This window comes from Guptibacillus hwajinpoensis (genome assembly GCF_020171785.1).
Taxonomy (GTDB): Bacteria; Bacillota; Bacilli; order Bacillales; family Guptibacillaceae; genus Guptibacillus; species Guptibacillus sedimenti.
This window is the reverse complement of the sequence record NZ_JAIVAE010000013.1, coordinates 42,536-66,478: the sequence shown is the minus strand read 5'-3', so window position 1 is coordinate 66,478 and position 23,943 is coordinate 42,536. Positions and strand designations below refer to the sequence as shown.

At 40.9% G+C, this 23,943-nt stretch carries 23 protein-coding genes; 14 read left to right on the top strand and 9 right to left on the bottom strand.

The features are described 5' to 3' along the window. Positions 1-83: 83 nt before the first annotated feature. From LCL91_RS17895 to LCL91_RS17885, 3 genes are all read left to right on the top strand, one after another. Positions 84-350 carry a DUF4190 domain-containing protein gene (locus LCL91_RS17895; protein WP_224884343.1) on the top strand — a complete coding sequence of 89 codons (267 nt, stop codon included), beginning with the start codon at positions 84-86 and terminating at the stop codon, positions 348-350. A gap of 461 nt (positions 351-811) precedes the next feature. Next, entirely contained in the window at positions 812-2,005 is a 1,194-nt protein-coding gene (locus LCL91_RS17890) for a ParM/StbA family protein (protein ID WP_224884341.1), read from the top strand. 12 nt (positions 2,006-2,017) lie between these two features. Then, positions 2,018-2,578, top strand: a complete 561-nt coding sequence (locus LCL91_RS17885) for a hypothetical protein (RefSeq protein ID WP_159786907.1) — start codon at positions 2,018-2,020, stop codon at positions 2,576-2,578. 47 nt (positions 2,579-2,625) lie between these two features. On the opposite strand, the gene nagE is transcribed toward LCL91_RS17885, so the two are convergent. Continuing rightward, the gene (nagE, locus tag LCL91_RS17880; protein WP_224884339.1) at positions 2,626-4,485 is read right to left on the bottom strand and encodes an N-acetylglucosamine-specific PTS transporter subunit IIBC; all 1,860 of its coding nucleotides are present in this window, start codon (positions 4,483-4,485) and stop codon (positions 2,626-2,628) included. 181 nt (positions 4,486-4,666) lie between these two features. Between nagE and nagA the strand changes: the two genes are divergently transcribed. Genes nagA through LCL91_RS17860 form a run of 4 tightly spaced genes read left to right on the top strand, consistent with a single transcriptional unit; the run spans position 4,667 to position 8,093 of the window. Further along, positions 4,667-5,881: an N-acetylglucosamine-6-phosphate deacetylase gene (nagA, locus tag LCL91_RS17875; RefSeq protein ID WP_224884337.1), complete on the top strand. Its 1,215-nt coding sequence runs from the start codon at positions 4,667-4,669 to the stop codon at positions 5,879-5,881. Beyond that, positions 5,859-6,593: a glucosamine-6-phosphate deaminase gene (gene nagB / locus LCL91_RS17870; RefSeq protein WP_224884335.1), complete on the top strand. Its 735-nt coding sequence runs from the start codon at positions 5,859-5,861 to the stop codon at positions 6,591-6,593. Before nagA ends, nagB begins: the two co-directional genes overlap by 23 nt. A gap of 14 nt (positions 6,594-6,607) precedes the next feature. Next, positions 6,608-7,330 carry a GntR family transcriptional regulator gene (locus LCL91_RS17865; protein WP_165998971.1) on the top strand — a complete coding sequence of 241 codons (723 nt, stop codon included), beginning with the start codon at positions 6,608-6,610 and terminating at the stop codon, positions 7,328-7,330. Positions 7,331-7,343: 13 nt separating this feature from the next. Beyond that, entirely contained in the window at positions 7,344-8,093 is a 750-nt protein-coding gene (locus LCL91_RS17860; RefSeq protein WP_224884333.1) for an SIS domain-containing protein, read from the top strand. A gap of 129 nt (positions 8,094-8,222) precedes the next feature. Here the strand turns inward: LCL91_RS17860 and liaG are convergent, their stop codons facing one another. Then, positions 8,223-9,074 carry a LiaG family protein gene (liaG, locus tag LCL91_RS17855; protein ID WP_224884330.1) on the bottom strand — a complete coding sequence of 284 codons (852 nt, stop codon included), beginning with the start codon at positions 9,072-9,074 and terminating at the stop codon, positions 8,223-8,225. A 121-nt stretch (positions 9,075-9,195) separates the two neighbouring features. Between liaG and LCL91_RS17850 the strand changes: the two genes are divergently transcribed. Further along, on the top strand, positions 9,196-9,426 hold the full coding sequence (locus tag LCL91_RS17850) for an excisionase family DNA-binding protein (RefSeq protein WP_098445581.1): 231 nt from the start codon (positions 9,196-9,198) through the stop codon (positions 9,424-9,426). Between the two features lie 37 nt (positions 9,427-9,463). On the opposite strand, the gene LCL91_RS17845 is transcribed toward LCL91_RS17850, so the two are convergent. Continuing rightward, a complete protein-coding gene (locus tag LCL91_RS17845) occupies positions 9,464-9,832 on the bottom strand; it encodes a VOC family protein (RefSeq protein WP_224884328.1) in 369 nt (122 codons plus the stop codon). A gap of 258 nt (positions 9,833-10,090) precedes the next feature. After that, the gene (locus LCL91_RS17840) at positions 10,091-11,539 is read right to left on the bottom strand and encodes a phospholipase D family protein (protein ID WP_224884326.1); all 1,449 of its coding nucleotides are present in this window, start codon (positions 11,537-11,539) and stop codon (positions 10,091-10,093) included. Between the two features lie 164 nt (positions 11,540-11,703). Here LCL91_RS17840 and LCL91_RS17835 point away from each other — a divergent pair, with 164 nt between their 5' ends. The 3 genes from LCL91_RS17835 (at position 11,704) to LCL91_RS17825 (ending at position 15,742) form a co-directional block, all read left to right on the top strand. After that, on the top strand, positions 11,704-13,215 hold the full coding sequence (locus LCL91_RS17835) for an RQC-minor-2 family DNA-binding protein (protein ID WP_224884324.1): 1,512 nt from the start codon (positions 11,704-11,706) through the stop codon (positions 13,213-13,215). 113 nt (positions 13,216-13,328) lie between these two features. Beyond that, complete coding sequence (locus tag LCL91_RS17830) at positions 13,329-14,123, top strand: ABC transporter ATP-binding protein (RefSeq protein WP_224884322.1); 795 nt, start codon at positions 13,329-13,331, stop codon at positions 14,121-14,123. Next, positions 14,120-15,742 (top strand): hypothetical protein, encoded by a 1,623-nt coding sequence (locus LCL91_RS17825; RefSeq protein WP_224884319.1) that lies wholly within the window; start codon positions 14,120-14,122, stop codon positions 15,740-15,742. The genes LCL91_RS17830 and LCL91_RS17825 overlap by 4 nt, the downstream gene beginning before the upstream one ends. Before the next feature lie 94 nt (positions 15,743-15,836). Here the strand turns inward: LCL91_RS17825 and LCL91_RS17820 are convergent, their stop codons facing one another. Both LCL91_RS17820 and LCL91_RS22080 read right to left on the bottom strand, forming a co-directional pair. After that, the gene (locus LCL91_RS17820) at positions 15,837-17,165 is read right to left on the bottom strand and encodes an MFS transporter (RefSeq protein ID WP_224884317.1); all 1,329 of its coding nucleotides are present in this window, start codon (positions 17,163-17,165) and stop codon (positions 15,837-15,839) included. A 77-nt stretch (positions 17,166-17,242) separates the two neighbouring features. Beyond that, a complete protein-coding gene (locus LCL91_RS22080; protein WP_255461918.1) occupies positions 17,243-17,371 on the bottom strand; it encodes a hypothetical protein in 129 nt (42 codons plus the stop codon). Positions 17,372-17,509: 138 nt separating this feature from the next. Between LCL91_RS22080 and LCL91_RS17815 the strand changes: the two genes are divergently transcribed. Both LCL91_RS17815 and LCL91_RS17810 read left to right on the top strand, forming a co-directional pair. Beyond that, complete coding sequence (locus LCL91_RS17815; protein WP_224884315.1) at positions 17,510-18,706, top strand: class I SAM-dependent rRNA methyltransferase; 1,197 nt, start codon at positions 17,510-17,512, stop codon at positions 18,704-18,706. Positions 18,707-18,778: 72 nt separating this feature from the next. Next, a complete protein-coding gene (locus tag LCL91_RS17810; RefSeq protein WP_224884313.1) occupies positions 18,779-19,396 on the top strand; it encodes an NAD(P)-dependent oxidoreductase in 618 nt (205 codons plus the stop codon). Between the two features lie 38 nt (positions 19,397-19,434). On the opposite strand, the gene LCL91_RS17805 is transcribed toward LCL91_RS17810, so the two are convergent. Genes LCL91_RS17805 through LCL91_RS17795 form a run of 3 tightly spaced genes read right to left on the bottom strand, consistent with a single transcriptional unit; the run spans position 19,435 to position 23,103 of the window. Continuing rightward, on the bottom strand, positions 19,435-20,649 hold the full coding sequence (locus tag LCL91_RS17805; RefSeq protein ID WP_224884311.1) for an iron-containing alcohol dehydrogenase: 1,215 nt from the start codon (positions 20,647-20,649) through the stop codon (positions 19,435-19,437). Between the two features lie 15 nt (positions 20,650-20,664). After that, on the bottom strand, positions 20,665-22,194 hold the full coding sequence (locus tag LCL91_RS17800) for an aldehyde dehydrogenase family protein (RefSeq protein ID WP_224884309.1): 1,530 nt from the start codon (positions 22,192-22,194) through the stop codon (positions 20,665-20,667). An 18-nt stretch (positions 22,195-22,212) separates the two neighbouring features. Then, on the bottom strand, positions 22,213-23,103 hold the full coding sequence (locus tag LCL91_RS17795) for a R2-like ligand-binding oxidase (protein WP_224884307.1): 891 nt from the start codon (positions 23,101-23,103) through the stop codon (positions 22,213-22,215). A 131-nt stretch (positions 23,104-23,234) separates the two neighbouring features. On the opposite strand from LCL91_RS17795, the gene LCL91_RS17790 reads away from it, so the two are divergent. After that, positions 23,235-23,930 carry a helix-turn-helix transcriptional regulator gene (locus LCL91_RS17790; protein WP_224884305.1) on the top strand — a complete coding sequence of 232 codons (696 nt, stop codon included), beginning with the start codon at positions 23,235-23,237 and terminating at the stop codon, positions 23,928-23,930. Positions 23,931-23,943: the final 13 nt, after the last annotated feature.

The window sequence follows — 23,943 nt, the reverse complement described above, 5'->3', positions numbered from 1 at the left end:
GCTTCTTTTTTTTGTAATAAAATACTCCATACTCAAATACATTCAATTATGAAAAAAAATAGGTTCAAAAGGGGGAATTTGATTTGGAAGGTAACGTAAAAACAACACCTCAACCAGAGAGTAGCAGTAATGGTCTAGCTGTATCCTCAATGGTATTGGGCATCATAGGCCTTGTCCTCTTTTTAATTCCTCTAATTCCTTATCCATTGGCTATTTTGGCCATTATTTTTGGGATAATCGGCAAGAAAAACCCGGTTAAGAAAGGATTTGCTATAACAGGTCTTGTCACTGGCATTGTTACGTTAGGTTTGAAAATATGGTTTTGGGCAGGAGTCGTTTTTTTCATGTAACCCCTTTCATATAAACTTCTTAAAAAGACTACCTCTCGTGTAGTCTTTTTCTTATTAATAAATTTGAAATGAATAAACTAGTTAACTCTTTTTCTATTCTAAGTGGTCATTCCTTTTAACTCTCTTTTTAAAAAAGAGAGTTAAAATGTAAGGAAGTAGCTAAAGCAAAATTTGAAAAAAATCGTGTATACGAATTTAGTTTACAAGTATACAATTTTGTATGCATGTAAACTATTTATGTACACAAGTATACAAATGCGTACACATGGCTTTAAATCGACATGTATGCAATATTGTATACAAGTGTACGAAAATTGTTTACAAGTAAACGGTTTTGTATACATGTAAACATATTTGTAAACTAGATAGAATGGCTCATTGACTTCGGTTGAAAAATTCTATAAATTTTAAGTTAATAGTAGAAATACTAGATTTTAAATATGAAAGGATGGATTATTTTTATGAGTAATTCAAGAATTGCAGCAGTCGATGTAGGTAACGACTCACTAAAAGGAATCTATGGAAAAATCGAATCTGACCTATACATACCAAATGTGATTGCAAGAGATATAGAAGATCGACCGGTTATTGGAATTGAAGAATTGGATACGAAAGATCCGCTTGACGGTATTCACATTCGCGTCCACTCCCCTGCTTTGAAGGATAACAATGCGATCTACCGAGTTGGTAATCTAGCAACAAAGAGTGACAACCCGACTGAATTAGATCCTGGAAGTGCAAAGTCAGAAGAAGACCAAACACTAGTTATGCTGTTTGCTTCTCTAGCTTTAGATGCAGTTGATCCAAAGAACTCAGCGAATTTCAAAAACCAAAACGGCGTGATTGATGCCAATTACACACTTGGTACAGGTCTTCCGCTTCGTGAAGTAAAAGAAGGAAAAGACGTTGGTTATCGTTCAAGACTTCTTGGATCTGTGCACCAGGTAGAGTTTCTTGTAACACCGAAATATCAAGGTAAGAAAGTTAATATTAAATTTGATGAAGTGAAAGTTTATCCTGAAGGATTTGCAGCTTACATTAACCTTGTTATGGATAGCGATTTAAATATCATTAATAAAGATTTGATCGACAAGCGAATTTTAATTCAAGACATTGGTGGTCTTTCTACCGATATCGCGGTTATTAAAAACCGTAATGTCGATGATGATAAGGCACAGGGCTTTAACCTTGGCGTCGCTGAGTCGCTTGAAGCCATTCGTGAAGAAATTCGCTCGAAGCATGGGGTGGAACTCGATAGCCGTCGTGATGTAGTGGATATTATTACGAAGAAGAATGATCGTAATCACATTATGGTTCGCGGAAGTCGTACAAGCGTGCATGATATTACAGATCGTATTCTCTTGGAACTTGCGAAGAAACAATATCGTCACCTTCGTAACGTTTGGCAGAAGAACTCTCAATCTGAAATCTGCTATTTCGTTGGCGGCGGTTCAATTGTATTGAAAGATTACCTTAAAACATTGAACAATAACCTTGATGGGTACAACATTGACTTCTTTGAAGATGAAAAAGAAAGCATCTGGATGATGTCGAATGCTTACTACAAGCTTATCTCTGACTTCACTCGTAAAAATAGTAAGCCTCAACCTCAACACCAGGATAAGAAAGAAGAAAAGAACAAGGTCAAAAACTAGTAGGGTGATTTGATGAAAAAGGCGGGGATGACGGGGTTACAGAGAGGACAGGCGATCACTTTTCGCCTTCCTTCTGATACACCTGATCATATTCTAAAGCAGCTGCAGAAGTTAAAAGAGGAAGAAAAACGGAACTTCTCAAGCCGCATTGCGGAGTATGTTTTAGATGGTGTCACGCAAACGATCAGACGCGATAATGATGCAATTACTGTACCTTTGCCCAAGGGATTAAGCAAAGCCCAAAGGGATTGGTTAAAACATGAGCATTCAGAAGCGCTTCTTGGAAACATCGTTTACCAAATTTTATCAGATCCTGTACGCGCTGCATCTCTTCTTGCATCATTTAACAGTAACTCGATTGATATTGATCAGGCACTTTATTTGCAGGAAGAAAGAGCAGTCCAGAGAGAAGTATCAGAACCTGTGGAGGCTTTACCACCGATGTCTGATGATGATCTAATGAATTTTGATTGGGATCAGGCAAAACAAGAGCAAAGCTCAGCTGTTGAAGAAGAGGAAGAAGAGAGCGTAGATGATTTGCTCGGCGGATTTCTTGATAAAATGAATAAATAAAACGAAAGGCAGCGGAATTTCCGCTGCCTTTCTTCATTTTCAAGCAATTAATCAATGGAAATGATCCCGCTATCGCCTTGAGGAATGTTTCCTGTCTTTTTAATTTTTAACGTTTGTAAATTTGTGAAAATGACTGGAGTGGCAAGAGATGGTACAGCACGTCTGACGCTACTTAAATCAACTGTCAGTAGTTTATCCCCTCTCTTGAGAGTATCTCCTTCTTTTACATGAGTCGTAAACCCTTCGCCTTTTAAATTGACCGTATCAATGCCGACATGTATTAATACTTCGACTCCACTTTCAGATTTGATACCGACTGCATGCTTTGTAGGGAAGACGCTTATGACTTCGCCGTCAACAGGTGAAACAAAATGGCCGTCTTCAGGAAGAATGGCGAAACCATCCCCCATCATTCCGGCAGAAAAGACTTCGTCTGGCACTTCGTTCAATGGAATAATCTTTCCTTTAACTGGCATAATAAACGCTTGATCTGCTATTGTTTTTGTTAATGTTCCAGCGTTAGTAGTCACTTTAGATGGATTAGAGCGCGTGCCTCGCATGGCATCCGCCACAAATTCAACATCTGTTCCGACGATAATTTGTAGGTTACGATTATTCACTTTGACGACGCCTCGAGCTCCATAACGCTTTAATTCTGCTTCATCTACTTTTGACATATCATTCATTTGTAAACGAAGTCTTGTTGTACAGTTATCGATAGATGAAATGTTATCAATGCCGCCAATGCTGCGAATAAAATGCCCAGCCATCACATCGTATTTGTCACCTTCAGTAGGAGAAGTTGCTTCTATGGCCATATCTTCGTCTTCTCGACCAGGTGTTTTTAAGTTTAATTTTTTTATTAAGAAGTAGAAGACCACAAAATATATGACTCCGTAAATCAAGCCAATAACAAGTAATAGTCCTGCTTTCTGTGCTAGTCCATAATTAAGGAAAAAGTCAATGGCACCGGCAGAGAAGCCAAATCCATGGTGGATGTCTAGAACGTAAGCGAGAACCATTGAGCTAGCTGTTAAAAGAGCGTGAATACCATATAATAAAGGTGATAAGAACATAAAGGCGAATTCAATCGGTTCCGTAATACCTGTTAAGAATGATGCAAAGGCAATACCGATTAACATTCCGCTTACTTCAGCTCTTCTGTCTTTTTTAGCCGCAGCAATCATCGCAAAACACGCTGCAGGTAGCCCGAACATCATGATCGGGAAAAAGCCAGCCATGAAAATTCCGGCTGAAGGATCTTCGGCAAAGAATCGATTCAGATCTCCTGTGGCGCCGTTATACTCACCGAAAACGAACCAGACCAAACTATTTAGTACGTGATGCAACCCGAAAGGAATAAGCAATCGATTTAAGAAGCCGAATACCCCTACCCCAAGTGCGCCTGCATCAATAATCCACTGTCCTATCGCGTTAATACCTTCCTGAATAGGAGGCCATACAAATCCAAATAGTCCTGCAAGTATAACCATTGCAGTGGCTGTAACGATTGGTACAAAGCGTCGCCCTCCAAAGAAACCAAGCCAGGTGGGGAGTTTAATATCGTGAAATCGATTATAAAGCAGTCCAGCAACGATACCAGATAAGATCCCTCCAAGAATCGCCATGTTAATGTTTTCATTCACTGCTTGAGTTCCCTGAGTCAGAACCAGGTAACCAATTGCCCCCGCTAGACCGGCTGCTCCGTTGCTATCTTTTGAGAAGCCAATCGCCACACCAATGGCAAAAATGAGAGCAAGATTATCAAATATTGCTCCACCTGCAGCAGCGACAAATGGAATACCAAGTAAGTCATCTTGTCCTAGCCTCAGTAGCAAAGCTGCAGCCGGAAGTACGGCAATCGGAAGCATCAATGACTTACCAATGCGTTGTAAAGCTCCGAGCATAAACGTTCAACCCCTTTCAAAATTTGAAAACGTTTTATTATCCTGTTCATCATAACAGCACTAAATATAGTTGTCTATACCAATTATGTCGTCTGATCTAACATTGGGTTGATTACTGGTATAGACAACTGTACTTAATGGTGGTAGTATTCATTTAACAGAAATGCGAGGAGTGTTTGGTTTGGCTGAGACAAGTTTCGTTATCGATCAGGTAACAGTGTTTAGCGAACGAGAAACGATTGAGAATGGTTACATTAAAGTTGAGAATGGCATCATTACTGAAATTGGGCAGGCAAAGCAACGTAATAAAAGTGATGCTGAAAAAGTATATACGTTCCATGAGAAAGTATCTTTGCTTCCAGGTATGATTGACGTTCATATTCACGGGGTGAATGGAGCGGATACGATGGATGCAACGACGGAAGCACTAGATACGATCACTAAAGCACTTCCTGGCGAAGGCACAACAAGCTTTTTAGCAACGACCATTACCCAGGATGCAAAAGCAATCGAACGTGCTGTGAAGAATGCAGGAGAGTATGTGGAGGAGAACCAAAAGGCAGGTCATGCTGAAGTTCTTGGCATTCATTTAGAAGGACCATTCTTAAATAGTGAGAGAGCAGGTGCGCAGCCGCTGCACGCGATGCAGCGACCGGACATTCGAGTTTTTGAAGCTTGGAATAAGCTCGCAAAAGAAAAGATTAAACTCGTGACGCTTGCTCCTGAAAAAGAAGGTGGTCTAGAGCTTGTTCGTTATTTGACTTATCGAGGTATTATCGCATCAGTTGGTCATTCTGATGCCACTTATCAGCAAGTGATGGAAGCAGTAAAATGCGGCGCTACGCATATTACGCATCTTTATAACGGAATGAAAGGACTACATCATCGAGAGCCAGGTGTTGTAGGAGCTGCATTATTGAATGAACAATTAAAAACAGAAGTGATTGCAGACGGATATCATGTTCGACCGGAGATGATTCAATTAGCTTATCAGCAAAAAACGGATGCAGGCGTGATTTTAATAACGGATGCAATGCGAGCGAAATGTCTTAAAAATGGTCGCTATGATTTAGGTGGACAGGAAGTAGAAGTCAAAGATGGTAAGGCGCTATTAGAAAACGGCACTTTAGCGGGTAGTGTATTAAAAATGAAAGACGCCCTTACTAATATTCAAGAGTATACAAAATGCTCCCTTGAAAGTGCGATTAAAATGGCATCAGAAAATCCTGCCAAACAGCTCGGAGTTTTTGATCGTAAAGGCAGTCTGGCTGTAGGAAAAGAGGCAGATCTTTTCGTACGATCTGAAGACGGGGAAGTCATGATGACTTTCTGTAAAGGGCATCTTGCATATTCAAATGAAAGGAGTGAGGAAAATGAGAATTATTCAAGCGAATGATTACGAACACATGAGTGAACTTGCAGCAAATTATCTAATAGACAAAGTGCAAACAAACCCGGCGATTGTACTCGGCCTTGCGACTGGAGGAACGCCACTTGGGACATATAAGCGACTAATCAAAAACTATGAACAAAACGGCACGTCCTATAAAAAGGTGACAACATACAACCTTGATGAATATGTAGGTTTTTCGCCAGAAAACCCAAATAGTTACCACGCCTTTATGTACGACAATTTATTTGAAAAAATCGACATACCTCCGACAAATATTCACCTCCCGAGCGGAACTGCTCTTGATCTCGTAGAAGAATGTAAAGTTTATGAAGAGCGTATTGAGGAAGCGGGTGGGATCAATGTTCAGCTTCTTGGCATGGGGAGTAATGGTCATATTGGTTTTAATGAGCCGGGAACATCCTTTCAAGCAACGACGCACATTGTTGAACTGGCGCAATCAACAAGAGAAGCCAACGCACGATTTTTTGATGATATAAAGGAAGTGCCATACCAGGCCATTACGATGGGGATTGCAACAATTATGAAAAGCAAAGAAATTTTACTACTTGTATCAGGTGAAGCGAAAAACGATGCGATGAAAAAATTGATGGAAGGTGAAGTCGACGAGTCTTTTCCTGCATCGGTATTAAACAAGCATTCTCATGTTACAATAATTGCTGATAAAGAAGCGTTGTCTGGCGTAAATGTGCGCTGAAAGGAGTTTGTTCGATGATTGATAAGACATCCCCATTACCGATTTATTATCAGTTAGTGGAGTGGATAAAAGGGCTAATTGAACGTGGCGAATTAAAGCCAGGTGATTCATTGCCCTCAGAGCGAGAGTATGCTGAACGGTTTAGCATTAGTCGTATGACGGTAAGACAGGCGATTACAGAGCTTGTGAACGGCGGGTACCTTTATCGCCAAAAAGGCGTAGGAACTTTTGTAGCCGAGAAAAAAATTGAGCAGCAGTTGATGGGGTTAACCAGTTTTACTGAAGATATGAGATCTCGAGGCATGGAGCCTAGCAGTAAACTTGTTGGATTTGAAATCGTACCAGCTCCTTCCTACATTTCGCAGCAGTTAAAAATACAAGAACACGCGCCGGTATACGAAATAAAACGGATTAGACTTGCAGATGGCATTCCGATGGCTCTCGAGAAGACGTACATCTCAGCGAACCTCGTCAAAGGACTAACAGAAGAAACTGTTCAACATTCTTTGTATCATCACATTGAAAATCAGCTCGCGATCAAGATCGATGAGGCTACCCAGGTGCTTGAGTCGTCTGTAGCGACACAGCAAGAGGCCGAGTACCTCAATATTCAAAAGGGTGCACCGATCCTGCTCATTCAGCGGAATACGAAACTTGCTGACGAAACACCACTAGAAGTTGTAAAGTCTTCGTATCGAGCAGATCGTTATAAATTTATGATTACACTGAAACGTTAAAGGAGGATGCCGCTTGTTTAGCGAATACTTCAATCACATTAATCAAGCACTTCAAGTCATTGAAGAACAAGAAGTAAGCGCCATAAAGCGAGCTAGTTCTGCTGTCGCAACGAGTATAGAAAACGGACAAATCGTCCATGTTTTTGGCTGTGGTCACTCGCATATGATGGCAGAAGAAGTTTTCTATCGTGCAGGAGGACTTGCTCCAATTCGTCCCATTTTAATTGAAGACCTAATGCTTCATAGGGGTGGGTTGCGTTCTTCTGCGTTAGAAAGAACCAATGACCTGGCCAAAGAGTTTATGGCTCATCAAGATATCCAACGAGGAGACGTCGTTATTGTTGTATCGACGTCAGGGCGTAATCCAGTTCCAATCGATGTAGCTCTTCTTAGCAAAGAAAGAGGAGCATATGTAATTGGAGTGACTTCGCGAAAAGCTTCAATTGGGCAAACTTCCAGGCATCATTCAGGAAAGTATTTGTATGAAGTGGTTGATCTGGTGATTGATCATCAAGTTCCATCAGGCGATGCGACGATGCATAATGAGAAGAATCAAATCTCATTTGGTTCGACTTCAACAATACTCGGGATGGCCGTTATGAACGGCATTACAGTAGAAGCCATTCAGCAGTTAATTGAACGAGGAATTCATCCTCCTGTATTTAAAAGTGGGAATGTAGATGGATCAGATGAGTGGAATCAAACATTAATTAAGAAATATAAATCACGTATACCTCTACTTGAAAATAAACCTCATTCCTAGTTAAAAAGCTCTCCGTCGTGGAGAGCTTTTTGAGTGTGAGCCGTATTACTTGGTTTCCCGCATTCTTCTGCCAATCATTCCCCCGGCAATAATGGAAGAGGTTTCGTTAGTCAAACTATCCTTTTCGATTTAATACACGCGAGCGTTTCCGCTTGAAAGCGAAACCTTTACCTGGTGTTCTCCGCTACCATGGACACCAAAAATTTGATTGTTCGTTATCGTTTGATCTTTTAACGTGAAAGTTGTAGAGATATCACCACTGCTTGCTTCTGTAGCGAGTGTGAAATTAGCATCATCGGGAAGGTCTAGTTCTACATCGCCTGAACTTAAATCAAACGATACATCTCCAGATAACTGTTCCATTTGAACCTTCATTTCACCCGATGACATTTCTCCTTTTAGTGGTCCCGAATATTTCGTTAGGATCACGTCACCAGAACTAATATCAAAGCTTCCATTTTCAGTTGAGAGCTGATCAATGATCAGTCGTCCTGATGATCCATCATGTTTAAAGCTTTTCGTTTGCAAGTTAGAAAGTTCAACATCTCCAGAGCTCATCTCAATATCGACCTCATTTAAAACGAGAGAACTAGCTCCTTTTAATTCAACATTTCCTGAACCCACTTCAAGCTTAAGGTTTTGATTAAAGTCTGCGGGTAAGTAGACACTGACATCTGATTCTCCATTAAAATTGAAAAATTGATACCATTTCTGCTTCACTTCTACTTCAATCGTATCCCCTTGTTTACGTAAAGATAATTCTCCGTTCCCGTTCAATGCTGCTTTTACATCATTTCGAGCTTCAGGAACGATTTTCATATCACTACTGTGTGTGATTATGTTAATTTCCTCCGTTCTCTCCGTCACTTTGATGCTATTCTCATCGCTTCCTCCTACAAAAAGTGAGGTGTTTTCATATAGAATTAATAGTACGGCGCCAACAGCTAGCAAACCAACAATGACATAAAATCCACTTTTCATGTCGTTCCCTCCCGTATATGCTCTATGGTAATCTTATAGTAGTTGAGATCATTAAAGTAGAAACTAGAGCAGTAAATGAACTAAGACTTAAGACGTAAATAATGACATTGGAGGCCACGGTATGTACCTCACGATTAAAGAGACCGCAGAATATTTATCTCTCCCTGAATCTTATATTGAAACGCTCATTCGTGAAAACCGCGTTCGTACCATTTTTGATGGTGAGCAGCATTTGTTATATAAAGAGCAGTTTAATACTCACTTTGAACAGCTTGAAAAAATGAAGCTAAGGTTAGAAGAGGAAGCGAATGAGCCAATTCCAGAAGATCCTGATGTAAAAGACGAAGATTAATGACAGTAAAGAAAGGATGCCACCTGGCATCCTTTCTTTACTTCGTAGAAATCTCACTCATAATGGCATGCGTATTTTGCTCACTATCCTCGAAAAAAGCCATCCAGGTTTCAGTATCATCCATTTTTGCAACTAAATGAGGCTTACTACTAAACAGCACGCCATCTTTTTTAAATCGCTCATAACTTTTTTCGATGTTCCTCACTTCAAAATAAACAATAGAGCTAGCGTGAGCAAATTTTTCTTTATCCGGAAGGCTAAGAAGAAGACGCAGTCCATTACAATCAAAAAAGGCCATGTGATCAGTTTCAAATAATAACTGTAGCTCCAGCATTTCCTTGTAAAACTGAACAGCTCGTTCCATTTTTTTCACGGGAATCGCAATCTGGCTCACTTGTTTGATCATAAAAGGGATTTTCCTCCTAGTTTTAAGCTTAGTTGCTATTTCTACTACATAACATGAAATCCCTTTAATTTTTTTCGTTTATGTCATACGAAAACGGGAATAGTCCTAAGTAACAGAGGAGGGTATCTTTTTATGAGAAACCTGATTAAAAAAGCGATGAAATACGGTCCGATTATTTATCCGATTGTGAAAAAAATGCGAAATAAACGAAGAACTAGGTAAAGAAAAACCCCGGGATCGGGGTTTTTTTAGTTAGGTTTAATAGGTTGTTACCTGGAATAATTTCTGTAAGATGTACATGATATACTTATAAGAAGACAGGGAATTCTGATATTTTTCGTAATCGACTGTATACGTACCATCTTCGTTCGTCCACATTCTTTCAAAATAGCGATCAACGTCTTCCATCACTTTCTGGTTGTTTGAAGCCTTTAAATGGATATTAGTTTCCATGTTATAATCGTCCATGTTTCGAGAGGTATAGTTACCTGATCCACCGACAATCGTACTTTGTTCCTTTCCTTTTACATAAAGGAGTTTTGTATGAAACTGTTCTTTGTTCGTATCGTACCAGCGGATTGAGAGGTGCTTATTTCCCTGTTTCGTCAGCTCCGCAGTAATAGGTAAATTAGGCAACCCCATTTTTTGTTGTCCGAAGGCATTTTGGTTAGGATCGAGTATCAGCCTTACGTCAACTGATCGTTCCGTCGCATCAACGATAGCATCAATAATATCTCGATCAGCAAGGTAGAACATGCCAATATAAATAAGGTCGTCTTCCTTTGCATCATCAATCGCGGTTACAACGCTATCTTGAATTTTACTCTCGGTTACGATTTGCGCTTTCACATCGTCGGTAACTTTTGTATCAGAGATCGATTTGTCCGGGAATTTTGACACATTCCCTCCAGAGTACGCGGCAACAGCCTTCTCTGATTTGATGAGCTCATTTAAAATTGTACCTTTCACCTTGAAAGCGATATTTGAATGAAAACCACTCGCATCATGTGGATTGGCAGACATGATCATTCCTGCATCTTCTGTGATAACCGTTTTTCTATGATTAGCTTTTACATTTAAGAGTTCCAGGTAGGACCGTGCCGTCACTTTCGGTGCAGAAGGAGCCATTGGATTTGGAAGCCATCCTTTTCCATCTTGTCCGAACCAGGAAAACGCCATTCTCCATACCCCTGAATAAAACAAACTAGGGTCGCGAAGTCGTTCTAAATCTGTAAAAATGACTTCCGCCCCCATTTCTTCAATTTTCTTGATTTGTTTTGCTTCATGAGATCCGTACGTTGTATTCACTTCATCACTTATTAGAATCACATTTAGGTCAGGTTTCTTTTCCATCGTTTCAACAACAGCTTTTGACAATTCTTCGCTAATTTTCGGATAATCACGTTTTCCATCTGTATATCCATTAAATAAGAAGAGGTCTAAAATGAGAAATTCATCCGCTTCTTTAATCGTTTTGTTGACTTCGTCAAAGATACTATGGTCATACACTTCTTTGTCATTTTTATCGTACGTTAAATCATACAGGAATTCGATTTCATCACTGCTTAATTCATGAACCTCGCTTGCATAAGAAATTCCTTCTGGTAAAGGCTTACAACGATGATATGTAATAACGGAGACGTAAATGAGAATAACAATACTGAATAAAATCCAACGCTTTCTTCTGTACCATGACCGTTTCTTCATAGGACTTGCTCCCTAACTTCGATTTTCTTTTTATATACCCTATGTCGTACAAAAGTATCCCCATTCTGAATGTGTTTTTTAGATGTCGAATGGTTGTTTGAAATGTGAGCTTAGGCTTATACTGATGGATAATCAACTGGAAGGTAGAAAGAAGGTTTTGCATCATGTCTTTGGAACAACATACGTACCATTTTGACGCTTATCCAATGTTTGCTTTTGTGCCAATGGGAAAGAAGAACAAACGAATTCGATCAGTGGGACAAAAAGTACAAAAAGGATTGCTACATCGCCTTCATGATCATGTGAAACGAAAAATGGATGCTTTTACTAGGGAAGAACGCAAGAAATTGCAGACATTTCTCAAACAAGATACCGAGGCTGTATTACCGATTCCTTTAAATAAAGAAGATGAAATATACCCACATTTGATTAAACCTGAGCAATTAATCTGGCAATCTTTCTCGCCGATGCACGGTATACCAATTCATAGCTCTTCCACCTATCGTGAATCATACATAAATCTTTCAACGGAAGAGCTTGATCATCATCTCGATCAGGTGCTTCGCGATTATTTGTTTTGTGCTGATGTCGCCAAACAGACTCGACATGATTGGGAAAAACGAATTGTTGATGGTTTTCAACGCCATCCTTTTATTCAACTCGCAAAAGAAAAGGAAGAAGTTGTTCAAGCAGTAGAAAAAATCAATCATTCTCCGTTCATTTCTTTGTTAAACTCTCCTGAAGACCTTTCTTTTTGGCGACACCGTGTAGAGATTGTCATGCGACCGTATCGGGAAATTCCTGATGCGTGGTTATGGAGGGGCGATAGCATTTGCTCACATGAAAAACAAATGATTTTTCACGCTGCGAGCTCGGAGATTGAATATTGTTGTGATTCGTGCAGATTTTCGGTTTATTATAACGTATCGGAAGAGCGGGTGCGTCTAAGAGAAGAGATCAATATGGAACGTGCGCAGAAACGTATTGCCACAATTGAACGTCAATTTAATGAAATGGTAGAAAAAACACCTCGCTTAGTTGAAAAGATTGATGAGGTAGCAAAAGCACTCTCGTCGTTTGAACCAGTTGTAGACCTTTATAACGATGTGCTGGACCTCAAAAGTAGATTAGAAATAGACGAGTCGCCGAATACAGTGACTTTATATGAGCAGTTAAGAAAGGTAAGTCTCCCTGAAAAGAGAGAAGGTTCTCCGCTACTATGGCTTTCAAAAATCTCTACGGATACCATTGAACCTTTTAAACCGAGAGTGATTTTGCCTATTGTGAATGAAACGGAGTTTACGCGTGTACGTGCTTATTTAGACAACCTAATCTTGCTAAGTACGCACAGTCCAAGAAATGAGGAGAAGTATGTAACGATAAAGGGAAATGTGCTCACTTTCGGGGAACTAAAAGGTGTACTTCAGTTCATTTCGATGCATGAGAATCAGCCGCTACATGTGATGTCGAAAGTATTAACTGGACAAACAACAAATGCCCTGCGAATGCAAGGATTGCATGAGGATGAAAACTATGGTTTGCTGAACGACTGGGAAGAAAAACACGTTGTGAAAGCAATCAAATCGATTGAGAAGGATGGCATGCTCGAAAAGCTTTCAAAAGGCTATGCGCTGACAGAGAAGGCAAATTCGTTATTAGGTAAAGAGAACCAATAAGAAGAGGTTAGGCGAGGGAGCATCGTCTTTTCTTTGAAGCTCCTATTTAGAGTGAAACCTTTTTTTGTAAGTTTCGTAGAAAGAAGTAGAAGCTTACACACGGAGGGGATTTCATGGACCACGGACCGGGCAAGATACTTTCTTTAAAAGGATTAACAAAATGGTATGGTGAGAAACTTGTTCTCGATGATATTGATCTTGACGTATATGAGGGGCAAATCATTGGTTACATAGGTCCGAATGGAGCGGGAAAAAGCACGACGGTTAAAATCATGCTTGGACTAGAAGCGTCATATTCGGGAGAAGTAGAAATTTTTGGCCAGAACATTAAGGAAAGTGGGGTAGCATACAAGAAAAGAATAGGGTACGTACCAGAATCTGCGGACCTTTATGATAATTTAACTGCGAGAGAATATTTAACGTTTACAGGAGAGCTTTATGGCTTAACCGCGGATTCAGCCGATTACAAAGCGCGATTACTTATGGGTGTATTTAACCTTGAAGATGTTTATGATTCGCGCATTTCTTCTTACTCAAAAGGAATGAAACAGAAGGTTTTATTGATTTCGAGCTTGCTGCATGATCCTGATATTCTGTTCCTAGATGAACCAATTAATGGGCTAGATGCGAACAGTGTCATGGTGTTTAAGGAAATTCTTGCACAACTTTCATCACAGGGGAAAACGATTTTTTATTCTTCTCACATTATGGAGGTTGTTCAAAAAATCAGCAGTCGCATCCTTCTCTTAAACGATGGCAAAATCGTAGCGGATGGAAGCTTTGAACAGCTTCGTCAGAAAAACAAAGAAGGGTCTTTAGAGGAAATTTTCAATCAGTTGACAGGATTTAATGAGCACCAAAATCTTGCAGAGGATTTTGTGCAGATCGTTCAGCGTGATCATAGATGAAGAATTTTACTACGTTAAAAATACTAGATTTGTTTCGAGTGATATTTGAGCGATTTGAGATTGATTATCCGACAATGAGGCGTATTCTCCAGGTAAAGCTGACGATGGATGGTAGGCGACCTACCACGATTATGAGTCAAAATAGGGGCGGGGAGAAAAAGCAGGATTCAAACCAGTTTCTGAAATCGCTCTGGTTTTATGCTTTCATTGGATTAACGTTAATCCCCATTTTGTTTATTGGCGATAATTTTATGTTTAAGATGAGTTTGATTTTTGGAGTGTTAATGTTTTTAATAATGACGGCAATGATTTCCGATTTCTCATCTGTACTATTGGACGTTCGTGATCAGACGGTAATAGGGACAAGGCCAGTTGATCACAGGACCATTAGTGCTGCACGTGCGATCCATGTGACCGTCTATTTGTTCTTTTTAACAGCAGCGATTGTGAGTGTTCCTCTCGTCGTTGGCTTTGTTCAGTTTGGTGTTATCTTTGCATTACTATTTAGTGTAACGGTTTTGTTTAGCGACTTGTTCATTGTGGCCATCACTGCGTTACTCTATTATGTGATTCTAAAATTTTTTGGTGGAGAACGTTTGCGAGACGTCATTAACTATGTGCAAATAGGACTTTCCTTTACAATTGTTATAGGTTACCAAGTACTTGCACGTGCCTTTGAATTTCAAGGATTACAGTCAAGCTTTGAAGCAGCATGGTGGAACGTGTTATTGCCGCCGGTCTGGTTTGGAGCGCCATTTGCCGTTATTTTAAATGGTGCTAGCGGAGCTTATTATTATGTTTTTATGGCTTTAGCACTTCTAGTTCCTTTAATCGCTTTATGGATTTACCTTTCGCTATTACCTACCTTTGAAAAAAATCTACTGAAATTAATGGATCAAGCAGGACCGTCGAAAAAGAAAACGACGAAAGGAATGAACCGTCTGGCTTCTCTTCTAACAACGAGTAAAGAAGAACATGCTTTTTATCAATTTGCAGAAAGAATGTTGAAAAATGAGCGTGATTTAAAGCTTAAAATCTATCCTTCGTTAGGCTTTGCCATCATCTTTCCTTTTGTTTTTCTTTACAATGGATACTCTGCTGGTGGATCTTTAGATAGCATCACTTCTGGGCGAATGTATTTAACCATTTATGCGAGCATGATGATGATTCCAGGCATTGTGATTATGCTTCAATATTCTAGCAAGAGCAAAGGCTCGTGGATTTATCACGTTACACCCCTGCAAGGTGAGGGAGTGATCATTAAAGGTACGTTAAAAGCCTTCCTAATCCGTCTGTTTGCCCCAGTATTTGGTGTGATTAGTATTTTGTATGGTATTTTATTTGGGATGCGGATCATACCAGACTTGGTTATCGTACTCTTAATCGCTGTGATCTACAGCGTCATTTGCTTTCGAATGTTGAAAGGAAAGCTTCCTTTCTCACAGCCTTTCGAGTCTGCAGGGCAGAGTGATGGCTGGAAGACGATTCCTTTTGCGCTTTTAATTCCTGTATTTGGAGGCCTTCACTTTGTCGTAACAAATGTTCCATTTGGTATATGGTTTTATCTCGCGCTTCTACTGTTTATTGTTCCGCTTACATGGCAGAGGGGCTTGAGGTGACAGGCACTCGCGCTTTTTGTCGAATGAAAACCCACCCTCGTGTTTTAGGGTGGGTTTTTATGTGGGTCATATTGTTTTCTGTTTTACCACTAATTTACGATTTTGCTTTTCTTGCATAAACAATCAGAATGACTGCTGATAGAGCCATTAAGACGAACAAGAAGGCATACGTGAGCTGAAAGGATTGTGTGCTGTAGGTTAATCCGTTTAGCTCTAAGAGTATTCCTCCGGCTACAGATCCCGAAGCGCTGCCGACAAATTGAATGAGTTGCTTCATGCCAATACCAGTCGCGATTTCTTCGGAAGGGAGAATGCGTGATACTTCATTTGTCGTACTTGAAGAAAGACTAGAGAAACCGAAACTTGTGAACATATAGCCAATCATAATCATGTACTCATTAAGTGGAGAAAGGAAATAGAAAAGCACGGTTGAAATGAGAAGCAGTCCGTGAGCAAGGTAAATAACTTTCATGTTCCCATAGCGATCGAGCAGTCTGCCAACATAGATGGCAGCAACAGCAGAAAGCATAGCTCCAGGGAAGATAATATACCCAACAACAGATGGACCTTTCTCGTAAACGTTCTGAAGCATGAGCGGCATTAACAATAAGATGGCAAAGTGTGTCGTGAAGCCAAGATAGCTCATATACAGAAGTTTTCGGTATCCTTTGTTTTTGAAAAGAGATGGCTGAATAAAAGGAGCCTTTGTTCGAGTGATTCGAAGCCAAAGCAGTCCACCTACAATGATCCCGATCGCTAAAAATAACCAGTTAAATGTTGAAATATAGAGTAAGAAGCTTGTAACGGTGGCTCCAGTTAAGATTCCACCTACAATATCAAAGGTTCCTTTACGGACTTCTTCTTCAGGAAGACGACGAAAGAGAATCGGAATAAGCAAAACGACAAATAACGTTACGGTAAATAAGTAATTCCAATTAAGATACTCCGTTACAACTCCGCCTACAACCGGACCAAGACCAAAACCAAGTGATGAGGCAGAGGCAATCATCGCCATTGCTCTTCCACGTCTTGCAAATGGAATAAACCGTCCTGCGAATACCATCGATAATCCTGGTATGGCTGCTGCACCTGTCGCTTGTAAAAGGCGTGCAGCAAGAAGAAGAGGGAATGTTGTAGCAAAGAAACCAAGAACAGATCCTATTCCAAATATAACAATCCCTGCAATTAGCAGCCGTCTGATCGGAAGGTAATCCGATAAGCGCGTGTACGTAATCGTAAAAATCGCGAGAATGATTGAGTAACCTGATACGATCCAGGCGCCATCAGCAGGTGAGAGATTAAACTCAGTTAATACGTTAGGTAGTGCTACATTAAACATAGTTGTATTCATGACTACAAGCCAGACAGCCACACTTAGAAGAAGAATGGTTTTGAAATAGCTTGAAGTTGCTTTTTCGTTCATTTAAACCCTCCTGATGCGTTAGTAAAGCACCAGCTTATTGTAAACGATAAAGACGTGATTCGTCTCATTTCAAGGTTTCAATGAAGCTCATTGTTTTTCTTCATCATTTTTTTAGCTAATTGTTCTTTGACTTGATTATAGCTGAGGCCAGAATTTGCGTTAAGGCGTTTTACCTCCTCGATATCTGTTCCTGATTTTGTTTTCATGATGGTTCACCACCTTTCATCCTTAGTTTTTGAACGGATGTATTGATTTATCCACCTGGGAATACTCACTTATGGAGGAGAAAGAATACGTGATATAATGCAAGCAGATTAAAAAACATGAAAAGTTAGGATGACACGATGAGGAACGAACGAAGCGTGCAGGTGCAAGCAAAGCATCAGAAAAAATTCGAAAAAGGCTATCCCCTTATTTTTAAAGAAGCGATCGTGAATGCAGATAACCTAAAAGAAGAAGGGGTTATTCTTAGGCTAGAAGATGAGAAGGGGCAATTTCTTGCAAAAGGCTATTATGGACGACAAAACAAAGGTTTTGGTTGGGTCCTATCGCAAAATGAAAACGAAAAAATCGATCTGGATTTTTTTGTTAGAAAAATTCAAACAGCGCTTCAACACCGCAAATCCTTTTTTAACGATCCGACGACAACTGCTTTTCGCATTGTGAATGGCGAAGGAGATGGTCTTGGAGGTTTAACGATTGATTATTTTGATGGATACTACCTCATTAACTGGTATAGCGAGGGTGTCTATTCATTTAAGCATGCTGTCATTGGAGCGTTGAAGCAGCTCGTGGATTATAAAGGCATTTATGAGAAAAAGCGCTTTGATGCTAAAGGGCAGTATGTGGAAGATGATGATTTTGTCGCAGGTGAACGCGGGGAGTTTCCACTGATTGTCAAAGAAAACGATGTGAACTTTGCCGTGTATCTAAATGAAGGAGCAATGGTAGGCGTTTTTCTTGATCAGCGTCCGGTTCGTAAATTAATTCGAGATAAATATGCGAAGGGAAAAACGGTGCTAAATACGTTCTCTTATACGGGCGCATTCTCCGTTTTTGCTGTTGAAGGTGGAGCGGTTCACACGACAAGCGTTGATCTTGCCAATCGAAGCTTAAATAAAACAATCGAGCAATTCAGCGTGAATGGAATTGATTATGAAGAACAGAACATCCTTGTCATGGATGTGTTTAAGTACTTTAAATATGCTGTGAAAAAGAATTTATCGTTCGATATGGTGATTCTTGATCCTCCAAGCTTTGCACGTTCTAAGAAACATACGTTTAGCGCAGCAAAAGACTATAAAGATCTTTTAAAAGATGCGATTTCCATTACAGAAGATAATGGGATCATCGTCGCTTCAACAAACTATAGCGGTTATGATATGAAAAAATTTAAAGGATTCGTTGATCAAGCTTTTAAAGAAACGAATGGACGTTATCAGCTTCTAGAAGAATTTACCCTTCCCGAAGATTTTCGAACGATTAAAGAATTTAGAGAAGGGAATTATCTAAAAGTCGTTTTCATTAAAAAAGTAAAGTAGCAAGGTGGTTCACATTCCTTACAAAAAGGGATAAAAGAGATATAACGCATGAGAAGGGGAGAGGTCAATACAATGAAGCTACTCGTATTCGGAGCGACTGGCGGTACTGGGAATGCATTTATCAGGCAGGCCATTGCAGCAGGGCATACTGTAACAGCATTTGTTCGAACACCTTCAAAGCTTGAAACGTCTCATAAGAATTTGTTAGTTGAAATTGGCGATGCAATGCAATCGGCTGATGTGAAGCAGGCCATGTCTTCTGATGTCGACGCGGTTGTTTCTTGCCTTGGGGCAAGTGGACTTGGAAAAACAACGGAACTTTCGACGATGACCGCGAATATTCTCGATGCGATGAGTATACATGATGTGAATCGCATTGTGTATATGGCTTCCGCAGGAATTAACAAAGAAATTCCGGGTGTAACAGGGTTCATTGCAGGTAAGCTGTTGCAAAACGTTTTGGCTGATCACAGAAGGGCGGCTGATCTACTTCATGCAAGTGAAGTAGAATGGACAATCGCTCGGCCGATGGGATTAACGAATGATGAATTGACGGGGGAATATCGAAAGGCGCGAACGGGAGTACCAAAAGGTGGACGCCGAATATCACGAGAAGATGTGGCTTCTTTTCTGCTTCAAACGGTAAGCAATCATCTTTATATTCGAGAATCAATTGGGCTTGCTTACTAAAAAAAGCACCGTGAGGGAAACCCTCACGGTGCTTTTCCTTATACTGTTACTTTCTTAGCATGAATGACTCGTTCTCCAACGGCTTTAATCACTTCTGGAGGAAGCGGATAGTTGAGAGCGGCTGGATCCATTTTAACGGCCACAACAGTTGTCTCTAATGCTTCAGGGGGAATTGAATAGTCCTTAAAATTAGCAGGGAGTCCAATGTCCTGCTGCATATTTCGAATTTTTTCAATTACCGCTGTTAATAGCGTCTGTTTCTCTTTTCCAGATGTCTCTAAATGCAGAGCTTCAGCAAGCTCTTTACTTTTCGGAAGGTAAAGATCTGGAAGTGCTTCCATCACAACGGGTAAGAAAACAGCATTGGCGAGACCATGCGGAATACGAAATAGGGCACCGTATGCATGTGCGAAATTGTGCACGGGAATAGCATTAAGGGCAAAGCTAAATGCCGTAATTCCCATCATACTCGCCTGCAACATTTCCATGCGCGCATGAAGATTTTCTCCATGTTTCACTGCGGTGGGAAGATGGGATTCGATGAGGCGTATCGACTGTAGTGCATATGCATCTGTTAGAGCAGTAGCAGTTGGTGAGGCCAGCGCTTCAATGGCATGAGTTAAGGCGTCAAATCCAGTAAATGCAGTGATTTTAGCCGGTAAACCGGTTGTTAGTTCGGGATCTAAAATGGCCATGTCCGCATTAATGAAAGGATGAATGATATTTGTCTTCATCTTTATTTCTTCGTTATAGATTACGGCAATCGGCGATACTTCGGATCCTGTCCCGGCTGTCGTCGGAATGGAAATATGAGGGATTGGCATATAGGTCGCTTCTGGCCATGATAAATAAAGCAGTCCACCTGGGATCGCTTCTTTAATATCGGTTAAGCCGTGATGAAGGGCATATTTAACTCCTTTTACGGTGTCCATTACGCTTCCGCCACCAACAGCGAGGAGCCCATCTGCACTCACTTCTCTAGCGAATTTAAGCGCAGCGTTCACATCATTGCTACCAGCATCTTGATGAATATCAAGATAAACTCCTGCAAGTTCTGGACCTGTCCCATGTGGTGTTAGCTCAAAAATTTCTTTGATTTTTTCAATAATGCCTGCCTGCTCAAGCCCACGGTCACTAAAGAGAACCACTCGCTTCGCCTCAAGTCCTCTGAAAAGGTCTGGAACGAGTGCGCGAGTGCCGGCGCCACTGTGAATGGCGGTTCGAAGCATATATTGTGAATAGGTTAAAGACATACGTTTCGGCCTCCTTTATTTAGATGGATTTGAAAAGAGAAGACTGTACCACGATCTCCGCTCAGCTTCTGGAACCATAGATGTATGCACATGTTTTACCTGCGTATAAGCATCAAGGCAATGCTTGCCCATTTCTCTACCAATCCCGCTTTGTTTGTATCCTCCAAATGGCGCATCATTCCTTAGCATATGCCAGTCATTAATCCAAACAATGCCTGCACGCAGTTTGCGAACAACTTTATAGGCTTTATTCACATCAGTTGTCCAAACCCCCGCTGCAAGACCATAAATCGTATCATTCGCCATTTGAATCGCATCATCAACGTCACTATAGCGAATGACGGAAAGCACGGGTCCGAAAATTTCTTCTCGAGCAATGGTCATATCATTTGTCACATCAGCAAAAATCGTCGGAGCGATAAAATGGCCTTTCTCACAGCCTTTCACATTTACCTCGTGACCTCCGCAAATGAGACGAGCACCTTCCTGCTTTCCTTTCTCGATATACGATAAAATGGCTTCTTTTTGCGTGGCAGAAACGACTGGTCCCATATCTGTTGCTTGGTCAATCGGGTTACCAAGCACAAGCTTTTCAGATAGTTCTTTAAGACCATCGATTACTTGATCATACAATTGATCTGGAACAAATAATCTCGTGCCGCTTTCACAAAGCTGGCCTGAATGAAGAAATACGCCGAACAGACTACCCGGCAGAGCAAGCGATAGATCAGCGTCTTCAAGAATGATAGAAGGTGATTTTCCGCCGAGCTCGAGCGTTGTGTTTTTTACTGTGTCAGAAGCAAGGCTCATAATATGACGGCCGACTTCTGTGGACCCGGTGAAGGCAATTTTGTCGACTTTAGGGTGTGTTGCTAGAGGTTCACCAACGTCTTTCCCGCTACCTGTCACAACATTGATAACGCCCTTAGGCACAACTTCAGAAATAATTTCTGCAAGGCGGAGCGTAGTAAGCGGCGTGTAGCTAGCAGGCTTAATGACAATGGTGTTTCCCATCGCAAGTGCTGGTGCGATCTTCCACGTTGCAATCAGCATTGGCATGTTCCAGGGCGTAATGGCCGCACATACGCCAATTGGTTCACGCCAAATAAAGTTATGGGCAGGGCCAGGAAAGGGTGGAGAAGGGAGGGTTTCTGAATACGTATAGTCGAGCACGAATTTGCCGAGCGTTTGGAAAAGGTCGACCATTTGAATAATGTCATTTGAAGCAAGCCTTCTTACTGTGCCGCCTGATGAAAGTGCTTCTAACGCGACAAGCTCTTCTCCGTTTTCCATGATTTTCTGAGCGATGGTATACAACAATTTAGACCGCTCTTTCGGAGGCATCTCCCGCCATTCTTCCCTTTCAAAAGCTTGAGTAGCTGCTTCAACAGCTTGATCAACATCTTCAGCTGTACCACCTGTTACTTTCGCAATCACATCGCCTGTTGCAGGGTTCGTCACATCAAACAGCGTTCCTCCTCTCGAGGGAGTCCACTCACCATTGATGAAGAGGGGAAATGATTTGATTTCTACGTTAACTGACATCTTTTTTCCTCCTTTACTTTAAAGAACGCCAACATCTGATTCGGTAGTGCGATAAATTTCATTCATACTTTTTCCTTTTGCACGTGCCAGAATATCCATACGAACAGAAAGTTGTTTCATTGAAAAAGCCATAGTCGCATCAAGGGTATTTCCGAATGCACTATGTGTTCTTCCTCCGATTCCTTCTTGTGTAAGCTGTGCGGCAAGAGGAGCGAGTTGATTCATTTTGTTTTGAACAAAGTCAAAGAGGTGGGGGTGTTCAGCAATCAGTCGCTGTAGCAGAAATGTTCCGTAGCCAATATGACGCGATTCATCTCGTTTAAGTAAACCGATGCCTTTCATTAATCCTGGCATCACATTTGCTTTTGCAAGAGATTCGTAGAAAGAGAAATAGCCGGTTTCAGCAAGAACACCTTCTACAAACATGTTGTAGACGGTAGATGCTTCCGCTAATGCTTCAGGTGAATGATCGTGCTGTAGCTTTTCCATCGCATCCGGCAAGATCGAGTAAAAAATGGTGCGATAGGTGTCAGAGTGAAAACGTGAAAGGTCGCCAGTTTGACCAATCTCATTTAGAAAAAATCGAAAAAATTCCGTATGTTTGGCCTCTTCGTACAGAAAGGTTGTTAAATACATCTCTTCTTCCAATCTTCCTTCTTTTGCGATCACCATGATTAAAGGAAGAAGATCAAGCGTTACGGCTTCTTCACCAGCTTGAAATTGAGATACGAGTCTTAGAATTTCTTCCTGCTGATCACCGGTAAGAAACTGCCAGTCTTTCAAATCTTGAGTAAAATCGATCTCCCTTGGGTCCCATCCGCCAAATTTCTTAGCTTTTTGATAGAGTCGAAATGGTAGTGAATCTTCTTTAAGCCCACGCACACTTGTTGTGATCATTTCCTTTCGCATAATAGACCGCCTTTCCTTGCGATTTCAATGAGCACCTTCTATAATAAAAGAGCGATCTTAGAAAGCGCTTACATAACTAGTGTAACGAATGATATCCAAAGGTTATATTCCTGAAAAGATAGGGGGGAATTATGTCGATGCATGAGGAAGCGTGGGTGCGCTCTTTTCATCGAATGCTTTCGATCAAAGATCCAATCCACCGTTGTGAAGTCATGATTCAGCAATGCCTTGCTCATTTTCCATTCATGCGTGCGAGCATGTTCACTTTTTCCTACTTTACTAGTATAGGAGAAGGAATCCTTCGCGTGGATCGCCATGGCGTCTTCTCTATGAATGCTATTCGTGAAGACGTCAGGCGGATACCGCCCATTCAACGTGCCCTTCTTATGAACAAACCGGCTTTTTTAATGATGGATCAGCATCATCAGCTTTTCCCCGAAGAATACATCGAAGCGTACGATTTAACATCAGTCTTAATTATTCCTCTAAGCATTGAACGTATTGCAATTGGTTGTGTCCTTCTTGACGAGAGAGAAGAAGGAGTGACGATTCATCAAGGTCTTATTGAAGAAGTGATGATGTATTTTCAACACGCACTCGCATACTTGCTCCCAACAACTCCAACAATCCCTAGTCCTTTAAGTAAACGTGAAACCGAAGTGCTTCAGTATGCTGCTGATGGTTATAGTACGAAAGAAATGGCTCAGCATCTTAATATAAGTGATTTTACAGCTCGAGATTATATGAGTTCAGCGATTCGAAAGTTAAATGCGAACCATCGTGCAGAAGCGGTTGCAAACGCACTACGAAAAAAGTGGATTCTATAGCTGAGCAGGCTTT

What these genes read in the sequence shown, in the direction of transcription:
- LCL91_RS17840 (WP_224884326.1), bottom strand. Translation starts at nt 11,539, where the DNA reads ATGAAGAAACGGTCATGGTACAGAAGAAAGCGTTGGATTTTATTCAGT.
- liaG (WP_224884330.1), bottom strand. Translation starts at nt 9,074, where the DNA reads ATGAAAAGTGGATTTTATGTCATTGTTGGTTTGCTAGCTGTTGGCGCC.
- LCL91_RS17810 (WP_224884313.1), top strand. Translation starts at nt 18,779, where the DNA reads ATGAAGCTACTCGTATTCGGAGCGACTGGCGGTACTGGGAATGCATTT.
- LCL91_RS17865 (WP_165998971.1), top strand. Translation starts at nt 6,608, where the DNA reads ATGATTGATAAGACATCCCCATTACCGATTTATTATCAGTTAGTGGAG.
- nagE (WP_224884339.1), bottom strand. Translation starts at nt 4,485, where the DNA reads ATGCTCGGAGCTTTACAACGCATTGGTAAGTCATTGATGCTTCCGATT.
- LCL91_RS17800 (WP_224884309.1), bottom strand. Translation starts at nt 22,194, where the DNA reads ATGTCAGTTAACGTAGAAATCAAATCATTTCCCCTCTTCATCAATGGT.
- LCL91_RS17850 (WP_098445581.1), top strand. Translation starts at nt 9,196, where the DNA reads ATGTACCTCACGATTAAAGAGACCGCAGAATATTTATCTCTCCCTGAA.
- LCL91_RS17790 (WP_224884305.1), top strand. Translation starts at nt 23,235, where the DNA reads ATGTCGATGCATGAGGAAGCGTGGGTGCGCTCTTTTCATCGAATGCTT.
- LCL91_RS17820 (WP_224884317.1), bottom strand. Translation starts at nt 17,165, where the DNA reads ATGAACGAAAAAGCAACTTCAAGCTATTTCAAAACCATTCTTCTTCTA.
- LCL91_RS17815 (WP_224884315.1), top strand. Translation starts at nt 17,510, where the DNA reads ATGAGGAACGAACGAAGCGTGCAGGTGCAAGCAAAGCATCAGAAAAAA.
- LCL91_RS17845 (WP_224884328.1), bottom strand. Translation starts at nt 9,832, where the DNA reads ATGATCAAACAAGTGAGCCAGATTGCGATTCCCGTGAAAAAAATGGAA.
- LCL91_RS17795 (WP_224884307.1), bottom strand. Translation starts at nt 23,103, where the DNA reads ATGCGAAAGGAAATGATCACAACAAGTGTGCGTGGGCTTAAAGAAGAT.
- LCL91_RS17825 (WP_224884319.1), top strand. Translation starts at nt 14,120, where the DNA reads ATGAAGAATTTTACTACGTTAAAAATACTAGATTTGTTTCGAGTGATA.
- LCL91_RS17830 (WP_224884322.1), top strand. Translation starts at nt 13,329, where the DNA reads ATGGACCACGGACCGGGCAAGATACTTTCTTTAAAAGGATTAACAAAA.
- LCL91_RS22080 (WP_255461918.1), bottom strand. Translation starts at nt 17,371, where the DNA reads ATGAAAACAAAATCAGGAACAGATATCGAGGAGGTAAAACGCCTTAAC.
- LCL91_RS17885 (WP_159786907.1), top strand. Translation starts at nt 2,018, where the DNA reads ATGAAAAAGGCGGGGATGACGGGGTTACAGAGAGGACAGGCGATCACT.
- LCL91_RS17835 (WP_224884324.1), top strand. Translation starts at nt 11,704, where the DNA reads ATGTCTTTGGAACAACATACGTACCATTTTGACGCTTATCCAATGTTT.
- LCL91_RS17890 (WP_224884341.1), top strand. Translation starts at nt 812, where the DNA reads ATGAGTAATTCAAGAATTGCAGCAGTCGATGTAGGTAACGACTCACTA.
- LCL91_RS17805 (WP_224884311.1), bottom strand. Translation starts at nt 20,649, where the DNA reads ATGTCTTTAACCTATTCACAATATATGCTTCGAACCGCCATTCACAGT.
- nagB (WP_224884335.1), top strand. Translation starts at nt 5,859, where the DNA reads ATGAGAATTATTCAAGCGAATGATTACGAACACATGAGTGAACTTGCA.